The following is a 14573-nucleotide window of genomic DNA, read 5'->3' as shown; positions in this document are numbered from 1 at the left end:
TAGCTCCCGCCCAGGACGAGCCCTACAGCCAGCCGGAGGCTTTGTCGCTCGTCTGCCAGAGCGGCACCGGACACCGACAGCCGGGACCGGCGGATTGCGACGTGGCTTTTTTTGTGACATGCTTTTTATTATGACTTCAGGAGACCCCATCGCACGTCTGCGTGAGGCGATCGGTATCGGCCGCGGGCCGTCGCCCTGGCGCACGGTCACGCAGGAAGAGATCAATACCTTCGCAGACCTCAGCGGCGACCACTACTGGATTCACGTGGACCCCGAGCGCGCAAAGCGTGAGTCCCCGTTCGGCACCACGATCGCGCACGGCAACCTGACGCTCAGCATGATCGACGCGTTGGTGGAGGCCATCGAGAACGGGGAGGTGTTCGACGACGCGGACGTCGAAGTCGGGGTCAACATGGGCTGGAACCGGGTGCGCTTCCCATCTCCGGTGCCCGTTGGTAGCCGCATTCGCGCGACCGCTGAGCTCGTTTCCGTGGAAGAAAAGGGCAACGGCTGGTGGGAACTCGTGGACCGGGTCACGGTCGAGACCGAAGGAAGCGAAAAGCCAGCTTCCGTGGCCGAGAAGGTCGGCCGCCTGCAACTCAGGAGGCAATAGAGGACGGCCGGGCGGTCCGGGGGCTTCGTGCGATCAGCTTGGTCCCTACTCCCGGACGACCCTGACCTATCGCGGGACTCCTGCTGGCTGGCGGTACGTCGGCGATCACTCCGGCCGCCGCGGGTCGGCTCACCGCCACCGAGCGGGCCCTGGTGCGCGGCGCGACGACCCGGCCGCGGTGTTCTCCGCGCTCTGGAAGGTGCGCAGCTCTGCCGACAGCGGCGCAGAGCCGCACCCGGCCCGCGCGATCCGGCAGCCTAGGAACCTCTCCCGCAGGTCGGTCTTCACATCGTTCTCGATCGCGGCCCGACTGTCGGAGTGGGTGGCGCTGGCGTCCGCCTCGCTCAGGAACCGCTGGCAGATCATGTCGCAGATGCGCGGCACCAGCTGCAACTCGGTCAGCCGGACTAGGGCGATGTCCTCGAACAGCGTCGACATGTCGCTGTTCGCCACGAAGTACGAGGCGCCGCCCTGCATGATGGTGCCGATCGCCATCTCACGGCCGTAGATGTGGCTCAACGGCACGTAGTCGATGCCGATGACGGGCGGGTTGTCCCCTGCCGGCGAGTATTGGCCGCGCAGTCGCGCGGCCAGCCAGTCGGGTACATCGCGCCCTTGGGACGTGCCGGTGCTGCCTGAGGTGTAGCTCAGCCGGTCGCGGTCCGCAGGGGGTTCTGGCGCGGCCGGCAGGGAAGCGCACCAGTCGAGCACGGCGGCGAGTGTTCCAAGGTGATCGTGTTGCCCTGCTCACCAAGCCGGCGGCCGGCGGCCGCCGCCTTCTCCCGTCGGTCGACGACATCGTGTCGAAGCAAGGCAGCAGTCGTAAGGGCGAGCGGCCGGTCGCTGGATCGGTGACCACCTCCCTGGCGCGTTCGCCGAGGACGGGCCGGTCCGCACAGTTGGTCATCGGCGTCTCGATCATCCGCGGGAACGACACCTCCGGGTCGCTGGACGCGTCGGCCCCGCTTGCCGGTGGCCGCGCGTCGTGAACCTGCGGGTCGGTGGCGTACAGCTCGTCGGCTCGATGCTCCTCCCGATCGTCGGTGCTGAGGTCGTTGATCCCCTCGTTCTCACCATCGTCACCGTCCCCGCTTGGGGATCGAGCGATGTCCCATCGACAACTCACTCCTCATGCTCCGGTGCGCTCGCCACTATGCAGGCAGTCTCGTGCGTCTCGCCGAGGAAGTGGATCGCTGGCGAACACCGCGTGCCGCTATGACTCGGCGGCCGCTTCCTTGCTGTAGTCGGTGCTCAGCCACTTCTGCGGACGCATCCGCACGAGAATCATCGCGGCATCTTCAGGTGCGCTGTCCAGGTAGGCCGCCGCCTCGTCTTCGGATTCGTAACGGCGCACGATCTTCAATACCTGCGCGCGAGCAGGCGGCTCGGTGTCGATGACTGCCGGCCCTTCGGCAGTCACGTACTTGTACGGCGGCTCCTCCTGCTGCACCAGGAAGCTGAACCGCCCGGCCTGGCTGATCGACCTGTGCTTCACGCTGCCGCGTGCTATCCAGATCACCACCTCACCGCCGGGCTCGTAGTCGTACCAGACCGGCACCGCGAGCGGTGACCGTCCGGCGCGCTCTACCGCGAGCACGCCGATGTGCGATTCAGCCAGGAACGCCTGGCGTTCTTCGAGGGTCATGACTAGCGAAGGCATCTCATCACTCGCTTACGTCGATCGTCGGCACGTCAAGTTCGGTACCCGTTCGGGTCACCGAGCCGCGGGCCTTGGGTAGTGGAAAGCTTGTGCTGCAGGAGGCAGTTACCGGACTGGCCCCGGTAGGCGTTGTCATACAGCGCGAGCTGCAGCCGCCCGCCAGCCTTCCAGGTAAGGGCAGAGCGGCCCCTGGGAGTCCGACAAGTCGTCCCGCCGGGGTGCATGCCCTGAAGCTTCATGTGAACGTGCGTCGACGGGCCGCCGAACGCCATATCGCCGGTCAACACGGGCTGCCCGGCGAAATCCAGATCCTCGGCCAGGGCTCGGCGCGGACCGTGAGCAACACGGCACTGTTCGGGAATCTGGCCTCTCCCTCATGGAGCACCTCAGTCACCGACGTCCGGGGACACCTCCAGGTCGGCACGGGATCGCTCGGCCACACCACTGGCCGGAGATCCGAGGTACCTGCACTCATCAGCGCACCTGCTCGAGTTAGCGGCTTTCGGTATCGACCTTTGTACAACGTTCGTACTACGATAAGCAAGTCCTGTTGTTCCCACGAACGTAAGCGACGTCATGTGCCGACCGCTGCCACGACCCGCTGCGGTCGTTCCGTCTCGTCGGGCGGTTATCCGGCGAGACGCGGCGGTTGACGACCGTGCTTGCCGTGCAGGCGTTGGGCACGGGTATGACACAGCCGTTCCTCATGACCTACCTGCACGAGGTGCGTCACGTCGAACTTGCGACTGCCGGCCTGCTCGTCATGATGACTGGGGTCGCCGGGCTGCTAGCAACGGTTCCGCGCGGCGGCTCATCGAACGCTTCGGAGCCTGGGCAGCATTGCTTACCGGAACCGTCGCCATGTGCGGAGCCACGATCACTATGACCTTTGCCGCCACGCCGATCGCTGCGGCTTGCGGCTGACGCTGGCCGGCCTCACCACTGGGCTGTCGCTGCCGTCGCGGAACGCGCTCATCCCGTCGAGCACAACCGGGCACGACGTCGCGCCATGTATGCGTTGAATTTCGCGCTGGCGAACCTCATGTGGGGACTCGGAGGAGTTATCGGCGGGTTGTACTTGGACGCCCACCGGACCGTCACGTTCGTCACGATCTTCCTCGCCAACGCCGCTCTGATGATGAGTGCCGCCGCTGTCCCTTCTCGGGCCCTGAGAGGCATGCGCCCCCAACGGTCCGCTCCCCCCAAGCAGACCGGCACCAGCTCGGGCCCTCAAGCGCTCAACGCGCCGGGGATGGTCTGGCTCTGCGTGCTGACCTTCTTCGTGACCTTCATCGGTTACGGTCAGCTCCAGTCGGGTATCCCGGTGTTCGCGCGAGAGGTAAGTGAGATTTCGATCCGGACCGTCGGCTTCGCGTTTGGCGTCAACACGCTGCGGATCGGCAGCCTGCAGGTCTGGGTTGTCCGCAGGATCGATGGTTTCCGCCGCACCCGGGTCATCGTCAGCTTCGGCGTCATTTGGGCCGGCGCGTGGGCATGCTGGGCCGCGACGGGCATGTTTCCGGCAACGGGCTGAGCCGACCTCGGGTTCTTTCTGTTCGTCATCGCGTTCGCTTTTTGGCGAGATGCTCATGATGCCGCCCAGGCCGGCGGGATCGTCGGGCCGGCGGTAGCCGGCTTTGGCCTCCAGCACGAGCTGAACGTGCTCTATGTCGCCTTGATGGCAGGCGGCTGTTTGGCGGTGGTGGTAGCGGCGCTCTCGTGGGAGAAGTCGATCGAACCCGAGGTCAACGGACTCTGATCTGGGTCAAGTGCGCCACCAGTCGCAGAGCAGGATCGGGTGCCATGCCCGCAGCCCGGTGACGGTGGCGGCCTCAGAGCGAACGACGCCAGTTCACCCAGCTTTGCAGTCCGGTAAGATCGTAGTCAGGACCATCGACACCGACCGTGAACAGAGTCGCGCCGGCATCGAGGAGGGCTGGACCGGCTTGTGCGGGGTCGGCCTCGGGTGCGCCGACCGACACTTCGATGTCGGCAGGGTCGCGGCCGACGTCGGCGCAGTGCCGGTGCAGGATCTCGGTCTTGCGGTGAAGCGTGTCCACGTCACTGTAGGAGTGCCAGATGTCGGCGTGCCGGGCCACCATGGGCAGGGTCTTCTTTTCTCCGTCGCCGCCAATCAGCACCGGAATCTTGCGAGTCGGCACCGGGTTGAGCTTGGTCCACCGCGACTCAATACGCGGCAGGTCGACGGCGAGCTGGTCCAATCGGCCGCCCGCCGTACCGAACTCGTAGCCGTACTCGATGTAGTCCTTTTCGAACCAACCCGAGCCGATACCGAGGATCAGCCGCCCACCGCTCAGGTGGTCGACGGTGCGAGCCATGTCAGCCAGCAGGTCGGGATTGCGATAGCTGTTGCAGCTCACCAGCGCACCGATCTCTACCCGGCTTGTCTGCTCGGCCCAGGCGCCGAGCATCGTCCAGCATTCGAAGTGCTTGCCGTCCGGCTCGCCGTAGAGCGGATAGAAGTGATCCCAGTTGAATATCACGTCAACGCCCATGTCTTCGGCGCGGCGAACGGTGTCGTGGATCGCGGCGTAGTCGGCGTGCTGAGGTAGCACATGAAGTCCGATACGGACCGGACGCGCGGGAGTGGTCACGGCTTCTGCTCCTCGATGCTATTTGATGAGTTCGATGATGTTGGCGGCGATCCGGTCGCCAGATTCGACCGCGCCGTTCATGGTCAACGCCCATCGAGTGCCCTGCTCGCTCGAGCACCAGTGAAGCGGCCCCTTCGAGGTGAGCATCGAAGACCCCGCTTCGGTGATGAGTCCGGGCGGTACAGCGGCTTGAACGCCCGCGATGAAACGCTCGTTCATCCAGTCCTTCTCCACGAATCTGACCGGGTCGGCAGCTCGGCTACCGAACGCCGCCACCGCCGCTACGGTCAGCGCCTTCCGGCGAAGCTCGGGCGTGTCGAGCGTTCCCCGCGGGGTTCCCATGGCACCCCCTCCGGCAGGGGACAGACGAAGCTGTTGAGGACGCCGATCGACCCGTCCTCCGGCGAGCTGTCGTCGATGTGTCCACCCGCGGGCAGGTCAGTCGCTGCCGCGCCCGACAAACCCTCCTCGCGCCAGAACGGTGTGCCGTAGACGAGGAGCGAGATCACGCCGGACCCCATCTGGAAGTGCCGGTGGAACTGGTCGCGATCCCACGGGAGGCCGGGCTCGTAGCTGATCCAGTGTGCGTCGGCCGGACTCATTGCCACGACGGCCTGACGGCATCGGAGCACCACATCGCGGGAATGGACCGTGACGCCGCCGGCGCCCCATTCGATCCGCTCGACCGGCGATCCGACATGAGCCCGCTCCCCCAACTCTTCGGCCATTGTCTGGCACAGGCCGGAGCCGCCGCCGACGATACGCACAGGACCGAGATCTGTCGCGACTCCCCCTTTTGCTGCGATGGTCGCCGCGACATGAAGCAACGAGACACGCCAGGGCGGGGTCACGAAGGCGATGATCAGGTCGAGCAGAACCGCCCATCGGGCCCGTTCGTCGGGAACATGCTCCAAGAGCCAGGATTCGAAGGTGACCTGATCGAGCATTGCGGCGGCAGGAGCGTTCCACGGCTCTCGTGGCGAGACCTGGGCGGCCAGTGCATCGAGGTCAGCGATTGCTTGTTTGTAGCTGTGTCGCGACGCCTCTGACATCGGTAAGTCGCCGCCCACGGTCCTCACTCCGCCCAGGTGCCAGACCGTGTCTCCGCCCCACGTGTAGTGGTCGAAGGTCTTCGCCCCCAGCTCCTCCACCAGGGCTCGGACGTGTTCCTCGCCGCCGATGTAACGGCCGCCCACTTCGAGTTCGATGCCCGGTGCGACCTCAGCGTTGAGCAGCCGGCCGCCGACCCGATCGGAGGCCTCGACCACACAGACGTCGACTCCCGCCTGGTGGAGGTGTCTCGCCGCTACGAGGCCGGAGATACCAGCACCGACGACCGCGACGTCAGCATTGATTCGGCTTGGCACCGGACCTCCTCGTCGTGGTTCGCGCGACCGCTTCGGAAGCATAATACAAGAGGCGTAATACAACTACTACAACATCTCCTCGCGCTCCGCCAGACTTCATACGTTGGCCGGGAGGCCAGAACTCCCAACAGCTTGTCAGGCTGGGCGCCGTGCCTCTCGCCGGCGACGGAGCTCAGCGCGGGCGAGGGCGTTCTTGTGGACCTCATCCGGCCCGTCGGCGAAGCGCAGCGTGCGGATGCTCGCGTAGGCGTTCGCCAGTGGGAAGTCCTGCGAAAGGCCGGCGGCGCCGTGCACCTGGATCGCCTTGTCCAGGATCCATTGCACGGTGGCCGGGGCGGCGATCTTGATCGCCTGGATTTCGGTGTGCGCACCCTTGTTGCCGACCGTGTCCATCAGCCACGCGGCTTTGAGGGTGAGTAACCGAAGCTGCTCCACCCGAACCCGGGACTTCGCGATCCAGTCCCTGATGACCCCTTGCTCGGCCAACGGCTTGCCGAAAGCGATCCGCTCCTCCGCGCGGTCGCACATCAGCTCGATCGCGCGTTCGGCGACGCCGATGCTGCGCATACAGTGGTGGATCCGTCCAGGGCCGAGTCTGGCCTGAGCGATCGCAAATCCGTCGCCCTCGCCGGCAATCAGGTTGCCGACCGGCACCCGGACGTCGGTGAACGACAGTTCGGCGTGTCCACCGTGGTCGTGATCGTCGTAGCCGAGAACGTGCATGCCGCGGTGGATCTCGACGCCTGGCATGTCCCGCGGTACGAGGATCATCGACTGCTGCCGGTGCCGGTCCGCGGCCGGGTCGGTCTTGCCCATCACGATGAAGATGCGCGCGTTGGGGTTCATCGCCCCGGTGATCCACCACTTGCGTCCGTTGATGACGTACTCGTCGCCGTCGCGCTCGATTCGGGTGCTGATATTGGTCGCGTCGGAGGAGGCGACGTCGGGCTCGGTCATCGCGAACGAGGAGCGGATCTCGCCGGCCAGGAGTGGTTCCAACCATTGCTTCTTCTGCTCGTCGGTCCCGAAGAGCGTGAGCACCTCCATGTTCCCGGTGTCCGGCGCCGAGCAGTTCATCGCGGCCGGTGCGAGGTGCGCGCTGCGGCCGGCGATCTCGGCGAGCGGTGCGTACTGCAGGTTGGTCAGTCCGCCGCCGTGTTCGCCCGGCAGAAAGAGATTCCAGAGCCCGCGCCTCCGGGCCTCGGCGCGCAGCTCGCTCAGCACCGGCACCGAATCCCAGGCCCACCGATCCTCCAGCGCAGCGAGCTGCTCGTGAACAACCTTTTCGGCCGGATAGACGTGCGTAGCCATGAAGTCAAGCAGCTCCGCGCTGAGAGCCTCAGTCCTGGCGTCGTACTGGAAATCCATCAGCTGTCCTCCTTGATTGCTGTCAGTCCGCCCTCGAGCAGTGGCTCGATCGCCTCGCCGAGATGACTGACGTCCGCACCGACGGCATGGCCCTGCACGTAGCGGTAATGAATGCCCTGAAGGATGACGGCCAGCTTGAACGAGGCCAGCCCCAGATAGAAACCGAACCGGGACATGTCGCGCGGGCTGGCGGCAGCGTAGCGGCCGACGACCTGGCGCTCGGACAGGTAACCGGGTGCCGAAGTTACGTCGGCGACTCTGCCGGGAAGCGCGTCGGCGAGTCGGCCGTAGACAACCATCAGCGCCAGGTCGGTCAGCGGGTCGCCAAGGGTGGCCATCTCCCAGTCGATCACCGCGACGAGGCGATCGGACTCATCGACAAGGGCATTGTCGAGCCGGTAGTCGCCGTGCACGATGCCGGTCGCCGACTCGGTCGGGATGTCCGCGGCCAGCCGGGCATGGAGCTCCTCGGCGGCAGCCAGCTCCTGGGTGTACGACGCGTCGAGCTGCTTCTTCCAGCGCCTGACCTGCCGCTTCAAGAACCCATCGGAGCGTCCGAAATCGGCCAGACCGACCGCTGCCGGGTCGACGTCATGAAGCCTCACCAGTACGTCGACCAGCGACTCCGAGATCGCGCGGGTGCGCTCCGGCCCGAGCGACGCGATGTCGGCGACGTACCGGTACGGTCTGCCCGTCACCTTCTCCATCACGTAGAACGGAGCGCCGAGCACGTCGGCGTCCTCGCAGAGCGCGAAGGCACGCGGAACCGGCACACCCGTCGGCCGAAGAGCGGATATGACTCGGTACTCCCGCGCCATGTCGTGTGCGGTCGCGAGCACGTGCCCCAGCGGCGGTCGGCGGACGATCCAGATTCCGGCGCCGTCAGTAACCTCATACGTCAGGTTTGAGTTGCCGCCCGCGATCAGCGTGGCGGTGAGCTCGCTCCCCGCGCCGGGCACAGCGCTCGGCAGCCAGGAGCCGAGTCGTTCGATGTCGAGTCCCGGAACGCTCACGGCACCAGCACACTGACGGTGTCCACCACGCAGGCCGCCTTGTCGCCGCCTTCTCGCTCGATGATCACCCGGGCGGCCATCAGGCAGCCGCCGCATCCCGGATCGACCGAGATGAGCTCGGCTCTGGTGACAATGGCGACACAACTCGCGGCGATCATGGCAGGCTCCTGTCGGCTCGAGCGCTCTGGGGTTCCGGCGACAGGCCCGGGAGCAGTTGGGCCAATGTCGCGCGCGTGCTGGTGGCGTCGGCGTGCAGCAGCGCCCGCAGGCCGGCAGCGCGGGCACCGAGCACGTTCGGCTCCGCGTCGTCGATAAACAGCACCCGCCCGGCCGGGAGACCGAGCCGTCCTACCGCCAGCTCGTAGATCGGCGCAAGGGGTTTGCGCAGCCCGATCTCGCCAGAGATCAGGATCGGGTCGAAGAGGGCGTCGATTCGCCCGCGCGGGTAGGTGTTGCCCCAGCTGTTGGACAGCAGGCCGACCCGGACGCCGAGGTCACGCAGCTCCGCCGCTAGGGCGAACATGGCCGGGTCGGGGTGCATCCCAGCGAAGAGCCGGGAGAGGACGCCACGCGGCTCGATCGGGCGGCCGTCGACGGTCGTCAGCTCCGCGGCGAGCAGCGCTTCGAACTCCGCCACCGGCAACTCGCCTGTCTCCAGCCGGTGCACCGGAGTGCCGTCCGGCGCATCGCGCGAGAGCCAGGCCCTCAGGACGCGTGCGACCGAAGCGGGCTCGATCCCGTCTGTCGCCACCCACGCGGAGATCGAGTGCTTCACCGGGTTGGTGAGCACCCCGCCGTAGTCGAAGAGGACCGCGTCGACCGTCACTCCGCACCCGCGGTGAGGCTCACTCCACCGTCGACGACAACCGTCTGGCCGGTGATCCAGCCCGAGTCGGGCGAGAGCAGGAAGGCCGCCACGCTGCCGATGTCATCCGGCAACCCGAGCCGCTTGAGCGGATAGGCGCGACTGGCCTCGTCCTCGCGGCCCTCGTAGAGCGCGGTGGCGAACCTCGTTTTGACGACGGCTGGGGCGACCGCGTTGACCCGGATGTTCGGCCCGAGCTCCACAGCGAGCAACTCTGTTATCGAGTTCAGCATCGCCTTTGTCGCGCCGTAGAAGCCGACGTTCGGCGCGGCTCGGATGCTCGACAGCGACGAGACGTTGACGATCGCGCCCCCGTGTTCCTTCATCCAGGCGCGATACGCCTTCTGCACCCAGGACAGTGCGGCGATGCAGTTGACCTCGACGACCTTGCGCGCCGCGCCGAGGTCGAGTTCGACCATCGGCCCGTATGTCGGGTTGATACCCGTGTTGTTGACCAGGAAGTCCAAACTTCCGAACGTCGAGATCGCCTGCTGGATCGCCTCGTCCTGGTGCGCCGGATTATCGGCCTTGCCCGCCACGCCCAGGGCGTGGTCCGTGCCACCCAGCAGCGCGACGGCCTCGGCGAGCGTCTCCTTGGTGCGCGCAGTGACGACGACCCGGGCGCCCTCGTCGACCAGACGTTGGGCGACGGCCAGACCGATACCGCGGCTAGCCCCCGTGACGATCGCGGTCTTCCCGGCAAGCCGTGAACTCACGAGAGTCGCTCCAGGACCATCGCCATCCGCTCGCCACCGCCGACGCACATGGACTCGATGCCGATCCGCTTGTCGTGCCACTGTAGCGATGCGGAGGTCCGGCAGCGCGCCAATTGTCCGCGGGTCGTGCCAGTCCGCCGCCCCACCCCCGCACGCTTCTCGGTGATCATTTCCGCGGAGGCAAAGATCGGGTCGCGAGCCTCGGGCTTGCTCAGGTTGTTGCCAGCCGCGCCAGCCGGCTGGCCACAGCCCAGGATCAAGTCGGCGATGCTGCTCGGAGCCAGCTCGGGGACCTTCGCCAGCACAGCCTGCACCATCTGCACGGCTAGATCGTCCGGCCGCCTCTCGTTCAGCGATCCATTACCGGCCCGACCGATCGGCGAACGGGCAGTGGCAACGATGACGGCTTGGAGCATTCGACCGACTCCTTGATGGTCTGTCACGCGCTCATTCACCCAGAGCACGAGGTTGTCATACAGCCTTTATACAACAGCGTCTATCTTTTGGGAACGTCCTTTGCCGGAGCTACGGAAGGCGGCCCTCACGGTCATCGCCAGACGTTCGCGATTCCGAACAACTCCGGCCCAAGCAAGGAAGCGGGCGGGTGGCAGCGGCTGCGAGCACGCGATGGTAGGAGCGCGGGTAGCGGTCGCGTGGGGAGTCAACCAGTACACGCAAGAAGGCCGGTCCCAAGCGGGCCGGCCGACGAGGCGCCCGAACTCACCGATGCCACTACACCCGGCAGCTGACCTAAGCGACGTCTCTAGCGTTTGGTCCGCTCGGCGGGTCGGAGCGGGTAGACGACGCCGTACTCTGCCGACCCGCTGGCGAAAGCGCCGCGGCGGTGAGCGCAGCGAGTAGCCCGACCAGGCCGAGCAGGCAGAACGACAGCCAAAGCGGGACGTGATCCGCGAGCAGACCGCCAGCGGGTGCCCCGATGGCCAGTCCGATCGTCAGAGCCAGTGTGTGCCAGCCTGTGAATCGCCCCCGAAGCGAGGGCGGCACGACCCGGGTGAGCCATTCCGACGAGGCAGCGAGTACTGGCGCATTCAGGAAGCCCGACGGTATTAGCAGCAGTGCGGTCTGCCACCACGACGACGCCAAGCCGATCAACATGCTGCAGAGGGCCATTACGCCGAGCAGGACTGTGGCGCCTCCCTTCAAGCCGCCCACGGCGAATATCAGCGCGCCGACGATGGAGGATGCGCACCAGGCGAGAACCACGATGCCGAGCTGGTCCATCTCGTTCCGCGATCGCATCAGCGCAATGAGAAGGACCTCGGTGGCTGCCAGCAAGGTCATTGCAGCGCCCACAACTATGAACGGTCCCATCGCGGCCCGCATCGCAGAGCGGGCTTGCGGCTCCGGCTGGGACGGAGCCACTGGCGTTCCACCAGCGGGTCGGCCAGGCTGAACACGTGTCATCCCCGCCGGCGCCAGATAGATGATGCCGACCAGTACGGTCATACCGGCGAGAACGGCAAGCACCGGGCGAGCGCCCCAGCTGCTGGCAAGGAGAACGGCGGCTGGCGGGCCGACCATGTAACTTGCCTCGCTGCAGATCGAATCCACGGTGTACGCGGCTTGGCGGGTTCGCTCGTCGAGCCGCGTGGCGATAGTCCACCTCGGCAGGGTGTGGGATGGTAGCGGAAACGCTGCCGTGGCTACTGCGACGAACAGCAGGGCGAGGTAGCTCAGATGGCCGGCAAACAGCCAGAAGGTGGCCTCGACCACCGCTGTGACACCCACGAGCAGTCGACCGCGGCCTCGGTCGAGCGCCCACCCTGCCAATGGGGCACCGACACCAAGGCCGATGACCAGGATGCTGGTGACCCACCCGGCCTGTGAGTAGGAACGGTCCAGTGTCGTCACCACATAGAGCGTGATCAGCATCGGGCCGCTCGAACCCACCAGTCGAGCAAGGAACGTCGAGACGTAGAGCGAGGGCATCCCCGACACGGCGAAGACGGCTCGGAGGCGACTTCCCGGCACGCTATTCCTCCATTGGAAGGTCAAACAGGTCCAGATCGCTCCTGGCAACTGACCACCTGCTCAGCACGTCAGAGCCGAGCGAGCTACACGTGCACTTTGATAGAAGTTACGTTGTATAAATGGTGTTTGACAACCTCTGGGTCGCCCGGGAGCATGGGCCCATGTCCGCGACCGCCGCTGCTACGTCAGACGTCGACGTCGCGGTGAGCGGCGCTGGAGTCACCGGTCCGCCGACGCGATCGCGCGCTTCCAGGACAACGACCGACCTACCCGCCTTTGCCAATACGGTCGCGGCTGTCAGACCGGCCTTCAGTCCCTACCAGCTGGTGCATGAGGCGTACGACAACACGAACTTCGGCGACCCCCACGGAACACTGGTCGGCTTCGTATCCGACGTACGAGCTGACCAATTGCTCGCGCTCGACGAGGCCGTACGGCGTTCGCGCGTCCTCGACTCACTGGCTGCTACTGCGGGGAGCAGGCGAAAAGCCAACTCGTCTACTACGAAAGTCAGTGGACGGCGGACGAGTGGACCGCGGGCGCCTATGCCACCAGCTTCGGAGTCGGCAGTACTGACCCGCTACTCCAGCCAGATCACAGAGTCCGTCGGACCGCTGGTGTTCGGTACCAGCGACCCGCCAGGACTGGGCTTCCAGCATGTCGACGGGGCGATCCGGGTCGGTCGCGACCTGGCCGGCCGACTGCTCTGACCTCCGGGAGACGACACCATGGCGACCAGACAGCAGACGTCCTACGAGCGGAACGCTCCCGATCCCGGTCTGGTGCGGCGCGCGCTCGCCGACAGCAAACCGGTGGTCTTCTGGCGCGAAGAAGCCGGGGCGGCAGCACGCTTCCCGCAACTGACGAAGTCCGCGCAGGCCGACCTGACAGTCGTCGGCGCCGGATTCCTCGGACTGTGGACGGCGATCTTCGCCAAGCGGCGAAACCCCGGCCAGCATGTCGTCCTCGTCGAGGCCGAGGCCGTGGGGTGGGCCGCCTCCGGGCGCAACGGCGGCTTCTGCGAAGCGTCTCTCACGCACGGAGACGAGAACGGCCGCGCGCGCTGGCCCGATGAGTTCGACACACTGGAGCGGCTCGGCCGACAGAACCTCGACGAGTTCGAGCGCGATGTCGCCGAGTTCGGAATCGACTGTCACTGGGAGCGGAACGGAACGCTCCGGGTCGCTGTCGAGGAGCATCAGGTCGCGTGGCTCGCGAACGTCCCGGACCGGCTCACAGCCGGCGAAGCCGGTGCTGAGATCAACAGCCCGCTCTTCCTGGGTGGACTGCGCGATCCGTACTGCGCGATGCTGCAGCCCGCGCGACTGGCGCTCGAACTCGCTCGGGTGGCGACCGAGCTCGGTGTCGAGATCTTCGAGAACTCTCGCGTCACCGATCTGCAAACGCCGCGCTCAGGCCAAGCCATCGTTCACACCGAGACCGCGACGATCACCACCGATCGCGTCGTCCTCGCAACGAACGTCTTCAGCCCGCTGCTGCGCCGCAACCGGCTGATGACAGTGCCGGTCTACGACTACGTGTTGATGACCGAGCCGCTAAGTCCGGATCACATGGCGTCGATCGGCTGGAAGAACCGTCAGGGTCTGGCAGACCTGGCCAACCAGTTCCACTACTCGCGTCTCACAAAGGACAATCGGATCCTCTACGGGGGGTACGACGCGATCTACCATGCGGGCCGCAAGGTGAAACCGCAGTACGAGGAACGACCGGAGACGTTCCAGAAGCTCGCGTCACACTTCCTCGCCACCTTCCCGCAACTCTCCGACATCAGCTTCACGCACCGCTGGGCCGGTGCCATCGACACGTGCACCCAGTTCGCGGCCTTCTACGGTCTGGCCCGTCGAGACCGGGTGGCGTACGCCGCCGGGTTCACCGGTCTCGGGGTCGGCGCCACCCGATTCGCCGCGAACGTCCTGCTGGACCTGCTGTCCGGCGAGCGCAACGAACGCACCGAACTCGAGATGGTCAGGCGGCGACCGCTGCCGTTCCCGCCCGAGCCGTTCGCCACCGCTGGAATCAACCTCACCCGCTGGTCACTCGACCGTGCCGATCACCAGGAGGGACGGCGCAACGCCTACCTCCGAATCCTCGACCGGGTCGGCCTCGGCTTCGACTCCTGACCCGCTGCGCTCGTGAGCTTCCCGGCATTTCCGGAGTGTCGCTGCGTAGCATGGATGATCGACTGGTGTCGGAGCTTCAGCGCACATGCGCGACCACGCGAAGCCGGGGGAGCCAGCAACGCCACGTCGGTTCGATCACGAGGCAGCGTCGGCGCGACGTCTGGTTCCGGACAGAGGCGTAGAAGTTCGGCGGCTCGACGACCCCTGAAGCGGCTGCCTGCGC

18 protein-coding genes are annotated in these 14573 nt (G+C 66.3%); 5 read left to right on the top strand and 13 right to left on the bottom strand.

The genetic code is table 11. The features are described from left to right. Window positions 1-130 precede the first annotated feature (130 nt). Entirely contained in the window at window positions 131-613 is a 483-nt protein-coding gene (locus E0H92_RS27795) for a MaoC family dehydratase (protein WP_131498262.1), read from the top strand. 129 nt (window positions 614-742) lie between these two features. Here E0H92_RS27795 and E0H92_RS27790 read toward each other — a convergent pair whose 3' ends face one another. Continuing rightward, window positions 743-1324 (bottom strand): AMP-binding protein, encoded by a 582-nt coding sequence (locus tag E0H92_RS27790; protein WP_131498261.1) that lies wholly within the window; start codon window positions 1322-1324, stop codon window positions 743-745. Between the two features lie 8 nt (window positions 1325-1332). Between E0H92_RS27790 and E0H92_RS27785 the strand changes: the two genes are divergently transcribed. Continuing rightward, the gene (locus tag E0H92_RS27785; protein WP_131498260.1) at window positions 1333-1602 is read left to right on the top strand and encodes a hypothetical protein; all 270 of its coding nucleotides are present in this window, start codon (window positions 1333-1335) and stop codon (window positions 1600-1602) included. Between the two features lie 224 nt (window positions 1603-1826). On the opposite strand, the gene E0H92_RS27780 is transcribed toward E0H92_RS27785, so the two are convergent. Beyond that, window positions 1827-2273 (bottom strand): pyridoxamine 5'-phosphate oxidase family protein, encoded by a 447-nt coding sequence (locus tag E0H92_RS27780; RefSeq protein WP_131498259.1) that lies wholly within the window; start codon window positions 2271-2273, stop codon window positions 1827-1829. A gap of 1009 nt (window positions 2274-3282) precedes the next feature. Here E0H92_RS27780 and E0H92_RS27775 point away from each other — a divergent pair. Beyond that, the gene (locus tag E0H92_RS27775) at window positions 3283-3807 is read left to right on the top strand and encodes an MFS transporter (protein ID WP_165550054.1); all 525 of its coding nucleotides are present in this window, start codon (window positions 3283-3285) and stop codon (window positions 3805-3807) included. A 298-nt stretch (window positions 3808-4105) separates the two neighbouring features. Here E0H92_RS27775 and E0H92_RS27770 read toward each other — a convergent pair whose 3' ends face one another. The 11 genes from E0H92_RS27770 to E0H92_RS45815 form a co-directional block, all read right to left on the bottom strand. Continuing rightward, on the bottom strand, window positions 4106-4888 hold the full coding sequence (locus E0H92_RS27770) for an LLM class F420-dependent oxidoreductase (RefSeq protein WP_131498257.1): 783 nt from the start codon (window positions 4886-4888) through the stop codon (window positions 4106-4108). A gap of 18 nt (window positions 4889-4906) precedes the next feature. After that, on the bottom strand, window positions 4907-5164 hold the full coding sequence (locus E0H92_RS45580; protein ID WP_275670105.1) for an FAD-dependent oxidoreductase: 258 nt from the start codon (window positions 5162-5164) through the stop codon (window positions 4907-4909). Window positions 5165-5175: 11 nt separating this feature from the next. Then, a complete protein-coding gene (locus tag E0H92_RS27760) occupies window positions 5176-6297 on the bottom strand; it encodes a flavin monoamine oxidase family protein (protein WP_202873883.1) in 1122 nt (373 codons plus the stop codon). A gap of 93 nt (window positions 6298-6390) precedes the next feature. Continuing rightward, window positions 6391-7623, bottom strand: coding sequence for an acyl-CoA dehydrogenase family protein (locus E0H92_RS27755; RefSeq protein ID WP_131498254.1), 1233 nt, complete (start codon window positions 7621-7623; stop codon window positions 6391-6393). Further along, on the bottom strand, window positions 7623-8636 hold the full coding sequence (locus E0H92_RS27750; RefSeq protein ID WP_238173613.1) for a phosphotransferase family protein: 1014 nt from the start codon (window positions 8634-8636) through the stop codon (window positions 7623-7625). Before E0H92_RS27750 ends, E0H92_RS27755 begins: the two co-directional genes overlap by 1 nt. Beyond that, window positions 8633-8794, bottom strand: coding sequence for a hotdog family protein (locus E0H92_RS45270; RefSeq protein ID WP_238173612.1), 162 nt, complete (start codon window positions 8792-8794; stop codon window positions 8633-8635). Before E0H92_RS45270 ends, E0H92_RS27750 begins: the two co-directional genes overlap by 4 nt. Continuing rightward, a complete protein-coding gene (locus tag E0H92_RS27745) occupies window positions 8791-9462 on the bottom strand; it encodes an HAD family hydrolase (RefSeq protein WP_131498252.1) in 672 nt (223 codons plus the stop codon). The genes E0H92_RS45270 and E0H92_RS27745 overlap by 4 nt, the downstream gene beginning before the upstream one ends. Then, window positions 9459-10217 carry an SDR family oxidoreductase gene (locus E0H92_RS27740; protein ID WP_131498251.1) on the bottom strand — a complete coding sequence of 253 codons (759 nt, stop codon included), beginning with the start codon at window positions 10215-10217 and terminating at the stop codon, window positions 9459-9461. The genes E0H92_RS27745 and E0H92_RS27740 overlap by 4 nt, the downstream gene beginning before the upstream one ends. Beyond that, window positions 10214-10633 (bottom strand): thiolase family protein, encoded by a 420-nt coding sequence (locus E0H92_RS27735; protein WP_131498250.1) that lies wholly within the window; start codon window positions 10631-10633, stop codon window positions 10214-10216. Before E0H92_RS27735 ends, E0H92_RS27740 begins: the two co-directional genes overlap by 4 nt. A gap of 334 nt (window positions 10634-10967) precedes the next feature. Further along, on the bottom strand, window positions 10968-12167 hold the full coding sequence (locus E0H92_RS27730) for an MFS transporter (RefSeq protein ID WP_131498249.1): 1200 nt from the start codon (window positions 12165-12167) through the stop codon (window positions 10968-10970). 148 nt (window positions 12168-12315) lie between these two features. Further along, window positions 12316-12510 (bottom strand): FAD-dependent oxidoreductase, encoded by a 195-nt coding sequence (locus E0H92_RS45815; RefSeq protein WP_420843841.1) that lies wholly within the window; start codon window positions 12508-12510, stop codon window positions 12316-12318. A 244-nt stretch (window positions 12511-12754) separates the two neighbouring features. On the opposite strand from E0H92_RS45815, the gene E0H92_RS44310 reads away from it, so the two are divergent. Both E0H92_RS44310 and E0H92_RS27720 read left to right on the top strand, forming a co-directional pair. Further along, window positions 12755-12919 carry a hypothetical protein gene (locus tag E0H92_RS44310; RefSeq protein ID WP_165550052.1) on the top strand — a complete coding sequence of 55 codons (165 nt, stop codon included), beginning with the start codon at window positions 12755-12757 and terminating at the stop codon, window positions 12917-12919. 18 nt (window positions 12920-12937) lie between these two features. Continuing rightward, window positions 12938-14350, top strand: coding sequence for an NAD(P)/FAD-dependent oxidoreductase (locus E0H92_RS27720; RefSeq protein WP_131498248.1), 1413 nt, complete (start codon window positions 12938-12940; stop codon window positions 14348-14350). Window positions 14351-14573 lie beyond the last annotated feature (223 nt).

This window comes from Kribbella speibonae (assembly GCF_004331375.1).
Classification (GTDB): Bacteria; Actinomycetota; Actinomycetes; order Propionibacteriales; family Kribbellaceae; genus Kribbella; species Kribbella sindirgiensis.
Note: the sequence above shows the minus strand (reverse complement) of the source record. Positions and strands in the feature narration are given on the sequence as shown.

Bases quoted from the DNA above. Each gene is read 5' to 3' on its own strand.
- E0H92_RS27795 (WP_131498262.1), top strand. From the start codon at position 131: ATGACTTCAGGAGACCCCATCGCACGTCTGCGTGAGGCGATCGGTATC.
- E0H92_RS27780 (WP_131498259.1), bottom strand. From the start codon at position 2,273: ATGCCTTCGCTAGTCATGACCCTCGAAGAACGCCAGGCGTTCCTGGCT.
- E0H92_RS27775 (WP_165550054.1), top strand. From the start codon at position 3,283: ATGTATGCGTTGAATTTCGCGCTGGCGAACCTCATGTGGGGACTCGGA.
- E0H92_RS27760 (WP_202873883.1), bottom strand. From the start codon at position 6,297: ATGCTTCCGAAGCGGTCGCGCGAACCACGACGAGGAGGTCCGGTGCCA.
- E0H92_RS27755 (WP_131498254.1), bottom strand. From the start codon at position 7,623: ATGGATTTCCAGTACGACGCCAGGACTGAGGCTCTCAGCGCGGAGCTG.
- E0H92_RS45270 (WP_238173612.1), bottom strand. From the start codon at position 8,794: ATGATCGCCGCGAGTTGTGTCGCCATTGTCACCAGAGCCGAGCTCATC.
- E0H92_RS27735 (WP_131498250.1), bottom strand. From the start codon at position 10,633: ATGCTCCAAGCCGTCATCGTTGCCACTGCCCGTTCGCCGATCGGTCGG.
- E0H92_RS27730 (WP_131498249.1), bottom strand. From the start codon at position 12,167: ATGCCCTCGCTCTACGTCTCGACGTTCCTTGCTCGACTGGTGGGTTCG.
- E0H92_RS44310 (WP_165550052.1), top strand. From the start codon at position 12,755: ATGCCACCAGCTTCGGAGTCGGCAGTACTGACCCGCTACTCCAGCCAG.
- E0H92_RS27720 (WP_131498248.1), top strand. From the start codon at position 12,938: ATGGCGACCAGACAGCAGACGTCCTACGAGCGGAACGCTCCCGATCCC.